This is a genomic window from Paraburkholderia dinghuensis (assembly GCF_003837865.1).
In the GTDB taxonomy this organism is placed as follows: Bacteria; Pseudomonadota; Gammaproteobacteria; order Burkholderiales; family Burkholderiaceae; genus Paraburkholderia; species Paraburkholderia dinghuensis.
Genome location: NZ_RQIS01000019.1, coordinates 39,394 through 52,347 on the forward strand (window position 1 = coordinate 39,394; position 12,954 = coordinate 52,347).

Annotated in this window: 9 protein-coding genes and 1 pseudogene; 2 read left to right on the forward strand and 8 right to left on the reverse strand. The window is 65.6% G+C overall.

Going from position 1 to position 12,954, the window contains the following annotated elements:
- Positions 1-19: 19 nt before the first annotated feature.
- The gene (locus D1Y85_RS22170; RefSeq protein WP_185219075.1) at positions 20-1,078 is read left to right on the forward strand and encodes an acyltransferase family protein; all 1,059 of its coding nucleotides are present in this window, start codon (positions 20-22) and stop codon (positions 1,076-1,078) included.
- Here D1Y85_RS22170 and D1Y85_RS22175 read toward each other — a convergent pair.
- The 3 genes and pseudogenes from D1Y85_RS22175 to D1Y85_RS22185 form a co-directional block, all read right to left on the reverse strand.
- Complete coding sequence (locus D1Y85_RS22175) at positions 1,075-4,632, reverse strand: NHL repeat-containing protein (protein WP_124153225.1); 3,558 nt, start codon at positions 4,630-4,632, stop codon at positions 1,075-1,077. The genes D1Y85_RS22170 and D1Y85_RS22175 overlap by 4 nt on opposite strands.
- 56 nt (positions 4,633-4,688) lie before the next feature.
- Positions 4,689-4,847, reverse strand: a pseudogene (locus D1Y85_RS28140) (DapH/DapD/GlmU-related protein); the annotation flags it as partial.
- A 323-nt stretch (positions 4,848-5,170) separates the two neighbouring features.
- On the reverse strand, positions 5,171-6,484 hold the full coding sequence (locus D1Y85_RS22185) for a lipopolysaccharide biosynthesis protein (RefSeq protein ID WP_124153227.1): 1,314 nt from the start codon (positions 6,482-6,484) through the stop codon (positions 5,171-5,173).
- Between the two features lie 110 nt (positions 6,485-6,594).
- Between D1Y85_RS22185 and D1Y85_RS22190 the strand changes: the two genes are divergently transcribed.
- On the forward strand, positions 6,595-6,984 hold the full coding sequence (locus D1Y85_RS22190; RefSeq protein WP_124153228.1) for a hypothetical protein: 390 nt from the start codon (positions 6,595-6,597) through the stop codon (positions 6,982-6,984).
- Between the two features lie 20 nt (positions 6,985-7,004).
- Here the strand turns inward: D1Y85_RS22190 and D1Y85_RS22195 are convergent, their stop codons facing one another.
- The 5 genes from D1Y85_RS22195 to D1Y85_RS22215 are packed head-to-tail and all read right to left on the reverse strand — an operon-like array spanning position 7,005 to position 12,918.
- Positions 7,005-8,177 carry a glycosyltransferase gene (locus D1Y85_RS22195; RefSeq protein ID WP_124153229.1) on the reverse strand — a complete coding sequence of 391 codons (1,173 nt, stop codon included), beginning with the start codon at positions 8,175-8,177 and terminating at the stop codon, positions 7,005-7,007.
- Positions 8,178-8,229: 52 nt separating this feature from the next.
- Entirely contained in the window at positions 8,230-9,330 is a 1,101-nt protein-coding gene (locus D1Y85_RS22200) for a glycosyltransferase family 4 protein (RefSeq protein ID WP_124153230.1), read from the reverse strand.
- Positions 9,327-10,643: a hypothetical protein gene (locus tag D1Y85_RS22205; RefSeq protein WP_124153231.1), complete on the reverse strand. Its 1,317-nt coding sequence runs from the start codon at positions 10,641-10,643 to the stop codon at positions 9,327-9,329. The genes D1Y85_RS22200 and D1Y85_RS22205 overlap by 4 nt, the downstream gene beginning before the upstream one ends.
- 51 nt (positions 10,644-10,694) lie before the next feature.
- Positions 10,695-11,876 carry a glycosyltransferase family 4 protein gene (locus tag D1Y85_RS22210; RefSeq protein WP_124153232.1) on the reverse strand — a complete coding sequence of 394 codons (1,182 nt, stop codon included), beginning with the start codon at positions 11,874-11,876 and terminating at the stop codon, positions 10,695-10,697.
- Between the two features lie 22 nt (positions 11,877-11,898).
- Positions 11,899-12,918 (reverse strand): hypothetical protein, encoded by a 1,020-nt coding sequence (locus D1Y85_RS22215; RefSeq protein ID WP_124153233.1) that lies wholly within the window; start codon positions 12,916-12,918, stop codon positions 11,899-11,901.
- Positions 12,919-12,954 lie beyond the last annotated feature (36 nt).

Here is a 12,954-nt window from a genome sequence, read left to right on the forward strand (position 1 = left end):
AATCGACCAGGAGAGCAGCATGGCGCCAGGCGCATTCCGATTCCTGCTCGCGTCCATCGTTGTCGTGTTCCATTACACGAGCTTCGGGATCGGCCACACGCCCGTCTATCTGTTCTTCGCGCTGAGCGGGTACTGGGTCGACGTGATGTGGCAGCACAAATACGCGGCCACGCGCGATCCCTACACCACGTTTGTCGTCTCGCGCGCCTGGCGGCTCGCCCCCGTGTTTCTGCTGTGCAGCCTGCTTGCCCTTGCCATCGTCGACGTCCTGCCGCGTTTCGTGCCGCCGCGTGTGCCCGTCACGCCGCTGGATTTGCGCGCGCTCGTCGCGAGTTTCCTGATCTTTGGCTACAACACGGCCGGCGGCGCTCCGCTGGTGCCCGCATGGTCGCTCGACATCGAGATGGAGTTCTATCTCGTCGCGCCGCTCATCATTGTGCTGATGCAGCACAAGCCGCGCGTGGCCCTCATCGCCTGCGCAGGCGTGAGCGCCGTATCGTTCGCGTTGTTCTACGACCGCGCTTTTACTTCGTATCTGCCGTGGTTCGTCGCAGGGATGCTCGCAGCACGCTATCCCGTGCTGCGGCCTTCTCGCGCGGTGGCGCTTGGTTCAGCCGCGTTGACGCTCGCCGTGATTGGCGTGTTTGCGGCAGCGCCCGCGCTGCGGCCCGTGCTGTTTGGCGGCGCGCATCGCAGCGCCGCTTATCTGGCCTGGAATCCACCGTTCAACATTGCGCTCGCGGCCATCGCGCTGCCGTTCGCAATCGGCTCACTGAGCTTGCGCAGCAATACATTCGACCGGCTGCTTTCCGACGCTTCCTACTCGCTCTATCTGGTTCACTGGCTGCCGTTGCTGTTCATATCGCATTACGTTTCGCAGATCGCGATCCTGCCGCACGCCACTCGCGCACTGGTCACCGCGCCCCTCATCCTGCTCGCGTATGCGGCCGCTTTCGGGCTTACGTTGTGCGTCGATCGCCCGTGCGGTCGCGTGCGCGAGCGCTTCGTGGAACTGCGCCGCACGAAGCACGCGGCGGCGCCTGGCTACGAGATCGCGGCGGAGTCGCCGGGACGTTAGTCGTACGCCGAGACAAACCGGAAGCGCCCCCACAGATTCGGCGTCAACTCGGCTTCGCCCGGCAGATCGCTGACCAGACCGCCCGCCTTGTTCGACCAGTACGCGCGTTGCAGCGTTTCGAAGCCATTGCCCCGAAGCACGCCGATATCTCCGGCGATCGTCGTGCCTGGCGAGACGTTCAGGTCGAGCAGCTTCAACGGCACGGTGACCTTGTAAGTCACCGTGCCGTCTCCGCCGCGCTGGACGTCCAGCACTACACGGTTGCTGAGATTGTCCACGCGATCGAAACGGATCGTGCGCAGCGGGGAGCTGTAGCTCACCGGCGCAAGTCCCCCCGTCGCGGCGACAGGACGGTAGAGCATCGCGACAGTCGCGCCATTCACGCGCGATACCACCAGCCGTTCGTCGCCGCGCACTGCGTCGGTGCGTTCTGCGCTCGCGGTCGGATCGACGCCGAGCATCAGGTCGATGCCGCCGCCGGTCGCGAAGAGGTTCTGCAGCGATTCCCCACTGTTGGCGAGCAGATCGGGATTGTCGGTGCGGACCGTGATCACGAGCTGGTCGCCGAATACCCCAAGCGCGCCACTTGTTACGGCATCCTTATGACCCCAGTCGCCCACCTGGCTGCTGCGCGTGTCGATCTTCGCCCATTGAGTCGAGCCGTTCGGCCAGTCCTGCGCGTTTTCGTCCCCGTGCACAGCCACGGTGAGTACGCGCTCTCCGTTTCGCGCGGCGGCTTCGCGTTCGGCGTTGGCGCGTTTCTGCTGCTGCGCGGCCACGAGATCCGCCGCAGTAACCGTGATGCTCTGGTCCGGCAAGCGCCGCATGTCTTCGAGCCCGGCGATGCGCAAGAGCGGCGACGTCGAACCGGCCTGCATGTAGATGTGCCCGTCCGAGCCGCGTGTGAGCGTCGGATGGAAGCATTCGAAGCCGAGACTCGTCGTGCCGAGGTCGAGCCCGCGCGCAGCGTCGGGCGGCGGCGGCGCGGTGTCGAGGCGCGCGTCCTTGAACAGTGTCGCGACGAACAGACCATCCGTCGTGAACAGATAGACGTCGCCTTCGTTGCCGTTGATGGCCCAGAGTTGCCCCACGTCGGAGGGCGGCGGTGCATCGATCGGGTTGCCCAGCACGCGCGTGGTGCCGATCAGTTCGCCGGGCCGCGACGGCACCGGTGCCGCATGCGATGCATGCAGGCCCGGCCACAGGCTCGGATACGACCAGCGTGCGCCATGACTGCCCTGCACGCCGGCGACGCCCTGTGGCGCGAATGGCGTGGGCGGCGTCGTGAACACAGTCCAGTCGTTACGGCCCACCAGCACCTGGCCGCCGCCCGTGCTCACGGGTGCCTGCACGCCGGTTGCCAGTGTGCGTGGATGATCGGTGTCGTAAACCGGCACGCCATCCGACGCGATGCCAGTGGCCGGAACCACGATCGCCGATTGCCCGGCGTAAGCAAACGCGAATGAGAGATCGTCGAGCACCGTCACGTTGCCGAGCATCGCCGCGTTGCCGCGCGCCTCGCCCTGCGGCTGCCAGAAAGTGACCTCGTTCGGTTGAACACGGTGATCGCCGTTCGCGTCGCGCCACAGAAACAGCAGCGCGCGATGCGCCGGATCGCTGCCCGCTGGCATGCGCGCCTTCATCGCCGGATCGGCGAAAACCGGTAGCAACTTGCCGGTGGCGTCGGACGTGCTGCCCGCCGCGGCTACGGGCCGTGCGATTTCGTCGGGGCCGAGGTGCCACAGGATGACGCTCGGACGTCCCGTCACCTGCGCGCTGAACGCATTCGTCAGATAGCGTTCTTTGTCGCGGTAGAGCGGATAGTCCGGCGCACCGCCGGTATCGGTGCCAGCAAAACCGGCGTCGTCGGAATCGGCGCGATAGTAGACCGCCAGCGGCGTGCTCGTGCGTGAGTTCCAGTCGAGCTTGAATGTTGTGCCGCCCGCTTCGTCGGCATAGTAGAAGCGCGTCCGGTCGCGTGGATCGAGCGTGCCGCCGCCGCCATAGCGCGGCGGCCCGTAGAACGCGTCAACGAAGCGTCCCGTCGCGCTATCCCATACGCTCACGCGTTTGGGCGTCTTGTCGTTCTCGGCGACCCACAGGCGCCCTCGACCGTCTATCGTGATGCCGGCCGGATGATTCATGTGCGCCGGATCGTAGACGCCGGGTGCAGGCGCCCCTTTATGTCCGATCGTGCGCGCCGGCCGTCCATCAGGCGCGAACACCTTGACCTGGTGGCTGTTGCCCCAGTCGCTCACGTAGATCGCGCCAGCCGCATCGAGACAGAGTGCTTGCGGGTCGTCGAGTCCGCCCGCGATGACCGTCTGGCGGCCCGCGATTTGCACCTGCCCCGCCGCGTCGCGCGAGAGGTCGAGTCGCACCAATTGATGTCCGGAAAGCGCCAGCAGATGTCCCTGTGCGTCAAACGTCAGCCCGCGCGGATCGTCGAGCGGCGCGCGGCCCAGCACGCGATGCTGCGCGGTATCGACGAACAGGAGTTGATTGACGCCGCGCAGCGCGACGGCTACGAGCGCGTCGCGCACAGCGAGTCCTGCAACGAGCGCGTGCCGCTCGGGATACGGATCGTCGGCGGCGGGTTTCGCGAGACCCGGCGGCTCGTCGATGCGCAATGGCGGCGAGAGCACCGGCGCGTCGTCGCCGGTGCCGAGACGCGCATCGGCCGGCACCGAACGCTGCGCCTGCGGCGAGAGCAACGCGTTAAGACGCAGCTCGCTGTAGTGATCACCAGGCTGATCGCCGCGCCACGACGAGGCCGTATACGCGTAAACGTCCGGGACACGCTGAGGGCCGGTATCTCTAGCCAGTTGTGTCGCGCCGGTCCACACGCCGCCCACCCACATCTGCCCCCACAGCTTGCGCCCGTCGGGGGCAAGCCACGTTAGCCCGCTGCCGCCCTCGGAGACGTAGCTGCCGACCAGCACCTGCCCGGCCGTCGTAGCGGGCGCATGTGCCCGTACGGGCGCATCGCCGGGCGGCACGAACAGCACGGCCGATGGCGCCGAGTGATTCGCCAGCCATTCGCTGCGGCGATCGGCGGTCTTCCAGGGCGGCTGACCAGGATCGTACGGGCTGAACTCGTAAAGCGCCTTCAACGCGGGCCGTACCAGCCCGCGCACGCGGTATGTCCCTGGCGCCACGAGCCGGCCTGGAATACCGTACTGGCCGTGCATGGCGGCATCGGCGTCGCGGCCCAGATCGTCGAGGCCGTCCCACCACGCGGTGTTCTCGCCCGCCGGAAACTGCGTCTCGCTCACGAGATTGCGCACACGCGTGCCGTCCGGCTTCTCGATCACGAGCGTCACGTAGCCGGGCTGTGAGAGTGTGAAGTGAATCGGGATCGGCGGATGAGCCGATTGAGCCGCATTCGCAGCGCTCTGCGTGTTCGCAGCCGACGCGGCATCGATCGCCCGGGTCGAGCCCCATAGATCGCGCGCAACCCACGCCGCGTACGCGACACCGAGTGCGAGTACGGCCAGTACGCAGCCGAGCAGAAAAGGACGTCGGGTCAGCCGCATATCGCGGCCCGTTGGCATGCGTCGCTTCATTTGAATAAGCGCTGGTAGCGCGTGCTGTAGTTCAGTCCGTTGCTGCGTCGCCCGATCGGCCGAGCGGGCACGCCGGCGACAATCGCATACGGTTCGACCGGACTCGTTACGACGGCGCCCGCGGCCACGACCGCGCCCTCGCCGATCGTTACGCCGGGCATGATGACCGCGTTCAGACCGATCCAGACATAGTCGCCGATCACGACGCCGCGCTCGTAGCCCGCGAAGCTCTCGCTATCAGGATCGTGCGAGGCAGTCAGGATGGTCGCGCGCGAGCTGATCGATACGTTGCGGCCGAGCACGATGCCACCGCGCGTGTCCATGCGCGCATCCTCGTTGACGACGGAGTTCTCGCCGATCGAAAACCCGTGCCGCGCGTCGAACGTCACGCCCATCAGGATCGCCGAGGACGGCGCGACGTCGAAGCCCATGACACGGCGATACCAGACGCGCCGCATGAAATGAGACGGCACGTGGTTGGCGAAAACATTATTCGCGTAGAGAAGCAGCTCGCTGATGAAATATTTCATGGCATCTTGCGGAAATGAACGCAGGCCGCTGCCGCGTAGACGGCGATCGACACCACCGGGCTGATCGACGAGAAAATCACGACGCTCGCGATCGAATCGACGCGCATGAAGCACAGCAGCACCCCCTGCAGCACGAGCGTGATGACGACCTGGATCCATGACGGCATGATCCACGCACGCGACATGTTCAACGAGAACAGCAACGCCTCGATCACCCACAGCGCCGCCGAGCCGAGAATCAGCAGCAACTCGCCGTGCAGTCCGGCGTACTTGTCGCCGAGCACCTCGAGCACGGCGCCTGGAAACAGCGCGGCAACACCGAGAAATACGGCGATGAGGCTGACAAAGAGCGCCACCGCTGCGCAGTACTTGCGCAGCATCTCGCGTCGATCCTTGAGCACCGCGAAGCGCGGCATCACGATGCTCGAAAACGCCGACTGCATGACGACTAGCAGCACCGAGATCCGGCCCAGCGCACCGAGTTGCGCGATCTGGGTCGCATTGCCGAAATAGCCGAGCAGCAGCACGTTGAGCTGGCCCTGAATGCAAAAGTAGATCGACGCGGGAGCCTGGCGGCGCGCGACCTTCGCGAATTCCTGCTTGACCTCGTCGAGCGCGAAGGCGGTGTCCTGCGCATGCACGCTGTAACGCCGGCGAATCGCGCGCGCCTGCAGTGCGATCGCGACGAGCGCGGCCGCAAGCGCGGTGAGCACGTGCGGCCACACGAGGAGCGCGGCGAGCAGCACGAGGCGCAGCAGCGCGCCCGATATCGTGATCTTCTGCAACTGCTTGAGATTCTGTTCGAGCTTCGGCAGCACGGCCGTGAGATCGAAATTCAACTGGAAAAAGGACACCGCTACGACCAGCAGCATGATCGCAATGGCGAGCGGCCACGACGCCTGCGCCCTCGCGAGCAGCAGCATCCCAGCGACGAAAATCGCCACGCCGAACAGGGCGAAAAATTTCGCTCGCGCTTCGAACGCGACCGTGAACACGCGGTTGATTTTTGCGCGATCGGGCCACAGGCGCCCCGCCACGCTCATCAGCGCCGCGCTCACACCCATGTCGCTGAGTACGCTGCCGGCGCCCATCATCGTCACGGCGATCGTGTACCAAGCGTATTCGTGCACCGAAAGGGCGCGCACTACACAAATGCCGCCGACGAAGTTCAGTCCCTGCACAACCGCTTCGCGCGACAGAAACTTCGCGACGAACACATACACGCTGGGCGTGGCGCGCAGCAACGCCCGCACTCCGGCGGTGCGTTTTTGCGCGGCGGCCTCGGACATCGCGTAGCGAGTGCGGCTCATCGGCTGATGCTCCTCGTTCAGTTTGGTGAGTCGATCGTCTGTGCCTATAATCGAATCGTCGATTCAATGCTTCGTTAAACGAAGTAATTCGCCACATTGCCCCAATGCTCATGCAGATCATCAGGCCCTTTACACTGCTTGTCGTCGCCGCGGCGTGTCAGAGCCACGCCCTCGCGGCCGGTGGCGAAACGGGCGACACCGGTGACTACGCTCGTGTGCCTGCACCAGCACCGGCTCCGGCCAGCATGCCGGAAGTGCCGGGCTACCAGCTCCCGCGCGAAAACCCCATGCCCGATGAGGCGAAGCTGCTCGGCGCGCCACGTGAGGTCGGCACCTCCGCGCCCGACGACGACAACAACGCGACCCCTGACGCGACACGGCGCACCAAACCCATCTTCACCACGACGCCGCCGCCTCGTCGGCACGACGTCTTGCCCAACCCCTGGCCACCCGCATGGTCGTCCACGAGCGGCCGGCCGGCTTACCGGAACCCGTGGTAAACGCGCCGCTTGCAGCAAAGCTAGTGCCACGCCAGGCGCTCGACCGCATAACGCTCCACCGCATCGAGGAGGCCCTGCGCCATCGCCTTGATCGTGAAGCACTCGTCATAGAGCGCTTGTGCTCGCGCTTTCATCTGCTGCCGGTCGGAGAGCTTCAGGCTTAGCCACCACTCGAGACCGCGCTCGACGCCATCGATCGTGTCGTCGCAGACGAAGCCCGCCTGTCCCCTTTCGACTTCCCGCCAGATGTTGACCTTGTTCGTGATGAGCACCGGCAACCGGCACGCGAGCGCTTCCGCAATCACCATGCCGAAATTCTCCTGATGCGAAGGCAGCACGAACACATCGCTCGCGTAGAACGCGGCCCACTTCTCGTTGCCTTCGAGCATGCCTGTCCACGTAATACGCTCCGTCACGCCTAGCTCGTTTGCCCGCGCGCGCAGGCGCTCGCCGAGGTCGCCGCTCTCCGGCCCCGCGACGACGAGTTGCCAGTCCGGGTGCTCAGCCGCGCGGCGCGCGAACGCCTCGATCAGCAAATCGCACCCTTTCTTCGGATGCACGCGGCTCAGAAACAGGATGATGTGTTTGTCACGCAGACACGGCCACGCGTCGAAAAACGTGTTTCGCAAAGTCTCGCTTTCCACCGGCGGACTTGCGGTGCCGCACGTCACGACATGCTCCTTCGCGCGATAGAGCCAGAACGAATCGCGCGAAAGCCGTCGCTCCTCTTCGCTCGTGAAGAGCACTGCGTTGGCGTCGCGCAAGAGCCGGTATTCGGTCCACGGCCAATACAGCCATTTCTTCAGATGCTTGAGCGGATAGGTGCGCTTGAACCACGGATCGAGCATCCCGTGCGTGAACACGAAATACGGCACGCGCAGTGTGCGCAGGGCTCGCCAGGTTCCGAAACTGTGGTACTGCCAGAGTCCGTTCACGAACACGGCGTCGTACTCGCGCGCGTGCAGGTGCAGCCACGGCACGAGCCGCTCGTTATAGCGATAGTGGCCCACCGACGGCCCGAGCGCGTGAACACGCAGGGAAAATGCCGCGACGTGAGCATCCCCCGGATTGTCGAGTGACAGCACCTCGACCGCGTGACCGGCCGCACACAGCCAGGCTCCCGTCTGACGCACCGCTTCCACGGTGCCGCCAAGGCGGGGATCGGTCGAAGGCAGGACGTGCAATAGCTTCATGCGCGAATCGTTCCTGTCGAAATTCGTCTCAACGACGTCGGGTGTTGGCCAGTCATGATCCGACCACTGCAATGAGCTTGCGGATCATCTCGTCCGTGCTGAAACGAGCGGCATTGTCGAAACCCGCGAGGCGCATCGCTTCGAAGTCGGCCGTCTCGATCGTCGTGGCGGCCGCAGCGTAGTCGCCAGGATCGAAGTAGACGGCCGCGTCTGCGCCGACCTCGGGAAACGGCGCCCGATTCGATGCGAACACCGGGCAGCCACAGGCTTGCGCCTCGACGATGGGCCAGCCGAATCCCTCGTTCAGCGACGGAAAGATCAACGCCTGCGCCCCCGAATACAACGCGACGAGCAGCACGTGGGACGCGTCCTCGACGGTACGCACGCGCGCCGCGAAACCGCTTTCCGCGATCACCTCGCGCGTGGGTGCATCGGGCGGCGGGCCGACGAAGACGAGCCGCGCGTTCGCAAAGCGCCTCGCGCGCAGCAGTGCCGCGAAGATCCGCGCCACGGCCACGCGGTTCTTGCGCGGATGATCCGAGCCGACATGCAGGAAGAACGGCGCATCCGCGAGCGCGCCGAGCCCGTTCGCGGCAAGCACCTCGCGCCATGCGCGGTCGATTCGGAAGTCGGCGTGCAGTGCATGGCGGATCACCGTCGTGCGTGCGGCCAGATCGTGCCGCAGATCGAGCAGTTGCATGCGCGTCAGATCCGAGACGCAGACGATCCGGCGCGCACGCGCGACGCCGCGCAGATTCAGCGCCTGCAGCACCTTGCCCGTGAAGCCCGTATGCCAGCCCGTCACGAGGCCGCGCGCGGCCTGGATCGCGATCACGTCATGACACGTCACACTGCTGCGTGTGCGCGGCAGCCATAAGAGATACATGCCGTTCGAGTGGTCGCAGACGTGCGTCCGATCGAATCGCCGCGCCGCGAGCACGAGATAGACCGGGAAGATGATGAACTTGTCGATATACGCAATCCACTTCGCCAACCCGGCTGGCATGAGGCCCTTGGGCAGCAGCACGGCGCGCGGCGCGGTCAGTTCGACCTCCACGCCTGCTGCGCGCAATCCGCGCAGCAGCATTTGCGCGTAGGCCAGCATGCTCTTCTGGCCGTCAGCGGGATAGTTCCCAACCAGCAGGAGTCTCATGGCGTTGCTCCAAGCGGCCACACGCGCTCGCCCGTCTCGGCGGCAACCGGCCGCGTGCGGATCGAGCAAAGCGCGAGCCCGAGCGCGAGGAAACCGAACGCATTGGCGCTGACCTGTCCGCTCACCGGCCACGACGACATGCCATAGGCCGTGGCGGCCCACATCAGGAGCGGCAGCGACTCGCCGTTGTGCGCCAGCATCATCGCGCTTTTCGCCAACCCCGCCGCGAACATCACGCACTTGATGACGAGCCAGACGAATCCGACCGCGCCCATTTCGAGCATGACGCGCGCAGGCTCCGATTCGGCCAGCGCGAATGCGTTCTCGCCGGTCAGGAGCACGGAGCCGGCGTTCGTGCCTGCGCCGAGTCCGTGGCCGAGGAAATCGATATCCTTGCGTGCAGCGGGCTCGCCAACAAGCTCGGTTTCGATACGCTCGACAATGTCCTCACCTTGGCCTGCGGACTTGAAGCGCTGCATCGTGTCCTGCACGGCGTCGCTAAACACGTTCAGCGTGATCGCGACCGCGATGAGCCCGACGACGACCTTCGCTGCCGAGCGCATCACCGCACCGCCCGTGCGCGCGGCGCCGAAGCCGGCCAACGTCTGCAACGCCAGCATCCCGACGAAGAACATGATCGACGCGCGAGAACCGCTGACGAGCGTCGAAATGGCAACCGCGACGTACCCCGCAAGCGCCATCCACCGACGCGGATAAAGCCGCACGCCGGACCACGTCGTGCTAATCGCGATCGGCGTCACGACCGCAATGAAGCACGCAAAGCCGAGCGTGAACGTGAAGGTGCCCGAGACACGCACGACGTTCGCGATGACGAGAAATATCTGGTCCTCTTCCGTGTCGGGCTGTACGTTGAGCACGGAGGACGGCGGCAGGAAGTGCTGCAGCACGACGAGTGGCGTCATCGCGACGCCGAGCACGATCATGAGCCGCATCACGCTCACGACCTCACTCGTGGAGAGCGAGCAGGCCATCGCCAGCGCGAACCAGAAGTAAAGCAGCCAGAATCGCATGCCGAGCGCGAAGAGCACAGGCGGGCCTTGCAGCACGACGATCTGGAACACGCCCCAGCACGTCACACAGAACGTCCATGCGACCAGACAACGAGTGACGCCCGGCATGACGCGGAACGCACCGCCCAAGACCGCGCGCAGCACGAGCGTGAACGCCGCCACATCGCGCAGCAACAGTAGCGGCGTCGTCAGGCCGGGGGCGATCCACTTGCGCACGGCCCCCTCGAACACGGCGATGAGGATCACCGCGACCACGAGCAGGAAGTCGAACCGGACCTGCATTCGAGGTTTCGCGACCGGCTTCACGCGACTGTAAGTGGCTTTGCGCATCCCTCACCCCAGCGTATCGGCAATGAGATCGGCGACGCGCTTGCGGTAGGCGCGCCACGTGAAATAGTCGGCGGCTTTCAGCGCGTGCACGGATGCCGCCTGGATCGAGGCGCGGTCCCTGACCTTCTCGCGCATCATGCGATAGATCGCCTCGCCGGTCGGCTCCACCACCCAGCCGCTCTCGGGAAAGCGGGAAATCACCTCGCGCGCGCCCGTCATGGTCGAGACGATGGCCGGCGTTCCAGTCGCCATGGCTTCGACGACGACCATGCCGAACGCGTCGAAGCGCGACGGCAGCAGCAGGCAGTCGGCCGCTGCAAAAAGCGCGTAAAGCTGCGACTGCGGCACGCCGCCCAGGTAATTCACGTGCGGCACCTGCTTCGCACGCGTCAGCCATTTCTCCTCCTCGTAACCGCCGACGAGCAGGAGATCCGCGCAATGGCCCTCGGCGTTGAGGCGCTCGAACGCGTCGAGAATCAGATCGGTCGACTTGCGCGACGAGAGCGTGCCCGCGAAGATGAACCGCACCGGGCGCTTTTCGTCGCCGTTGCGCGCGACACCTGCGGGCAGTTCCGCGCCGAGCATCACCGAACGCACCTTTGCGTCGGGCACGCCAGCGCGCAGATACGAGTCGCGCGCCATGTCCGAGCATGTAATGACGAGGTCGGCAAGACGCACTTCTTCGTCCTTGCGCCGGTTGATCTCCGCGATGTAGCCGTTCGACGGCAGATCGATCAGGCGTCTCGCGTCGTCGTGATGCAGCGACGGAGCGTCAAGAATGCAGTCGGCCCCCACCTCGCGCGCGGCGATGAAGGTGTGCCACGCGGAGTTTTCGTAGGCCACCACGGCATCGGGCCGTAGCGCGCGGACTTGCTGTGCGACCCACCAGTCGAACCAGTGAAACACGCGGTGCGTGTAGTCGTGGCGCGTGCCCGCGGTGCGCGCCAGCGCTCGCGCACGCAGCAGCATCTGCCACCAGACCGGATGTCGCCTTAGCGCGCGCGGAATGGCGGTCGCGCGCACCTTCATGCGCCATTGCGCGGGCAGGAGCGTCGGCGCTGGCCCATCGAGTTCGCGTACCGGCACGCCAGACCAGTACGCGCCAAGCATGTCGCGCTCATAGAGCCCCCACGCCAGTTGATGCGAATGCTGCAGGCCCGGATGAAAGACGGCGACGCGTTTCATGGGCGGGTCCCCCCGGCGGCGCTCATGATGTCAGCTCCACGATTTTTTCGACTAGCTGGCGGCTGCGCGCGTGTTCGACATACACACGCGCACCGATTTCCGAGGACAGCGTGTCGAGCGAATCGTCTGCGTCGGCAAACGTGCCGCGCGTCAGAAAATGGCGCTCCGGCAGCGGATACTGCGAGGGCGCCGGGTAGCCGAGCGCATCGTCGAAAATCGACACCGGCGCGACGCCGTGACTTGCATACGCCGCGAAAACGCCCGACTTCGAGGCCTGCCCCCACGGCGTGTTGAAGAAGCCCCACTTCGCGTGCATCAATAAACGCGAAACATCGTCGGCTGGCAGCGGCCCGGCCGATTCGAACGCGTGGGGCTTCAGGGCGTCGGCCACCTCGCCGATCCACGGCGCGGGCGTTCCGATATCGATCACCCGCTCGATGCGCGCGCGGCCCAGTTGTTTCGCCAGCGCAGGCACCGCTTGCGCGTACACGCGTTCGCGCGTGAGAGGCGAACCGAAAACCACGGCGAGATTCTCGCGTTCGTGCCACGGCGTCACGATCGCCGGTTCGCCCACGTTCGAAAAAGTCGGCGCGTAGAACGCGCGAGCGCCTAACCGCTCGACGCCCCAGGTGTACGCCCAGTCGCAGTTGAAAAACGCGTAGTCGGCCAGCGACGCAAGACGCTCGCAGATACGCCGCTGCAATGGCGCGAGCCAGTACGCCGTCGACAGACCGGGGGCAACCAGCACCCATAGCTCGTGGAAGCACGCGATCATCCGCACGCCCCGAGCGCGCGCCGCCTCGATGAACGTGGGCAACCACAGCGGCACACCTTTACCACTGAACCCGTAGATCGACACCTGGAGGATCCAGACATCGCCGGCGACCACCGGCACCGCGTCGCACGCGTGCCGGTTCGGCACTGCGTAGCACTCGGCGTGCTTCGCGCTTTCCTTCAGCAAACGCACGAGCACCCCCGAGTGATCCGAAACGCCGCATCCGTGCGCCTTGATCTGCGGCTGGACGATGCGATAGCAGGACATGCGATCTGTTTCCTCCCGAAGGTTTCCGATCGGCAA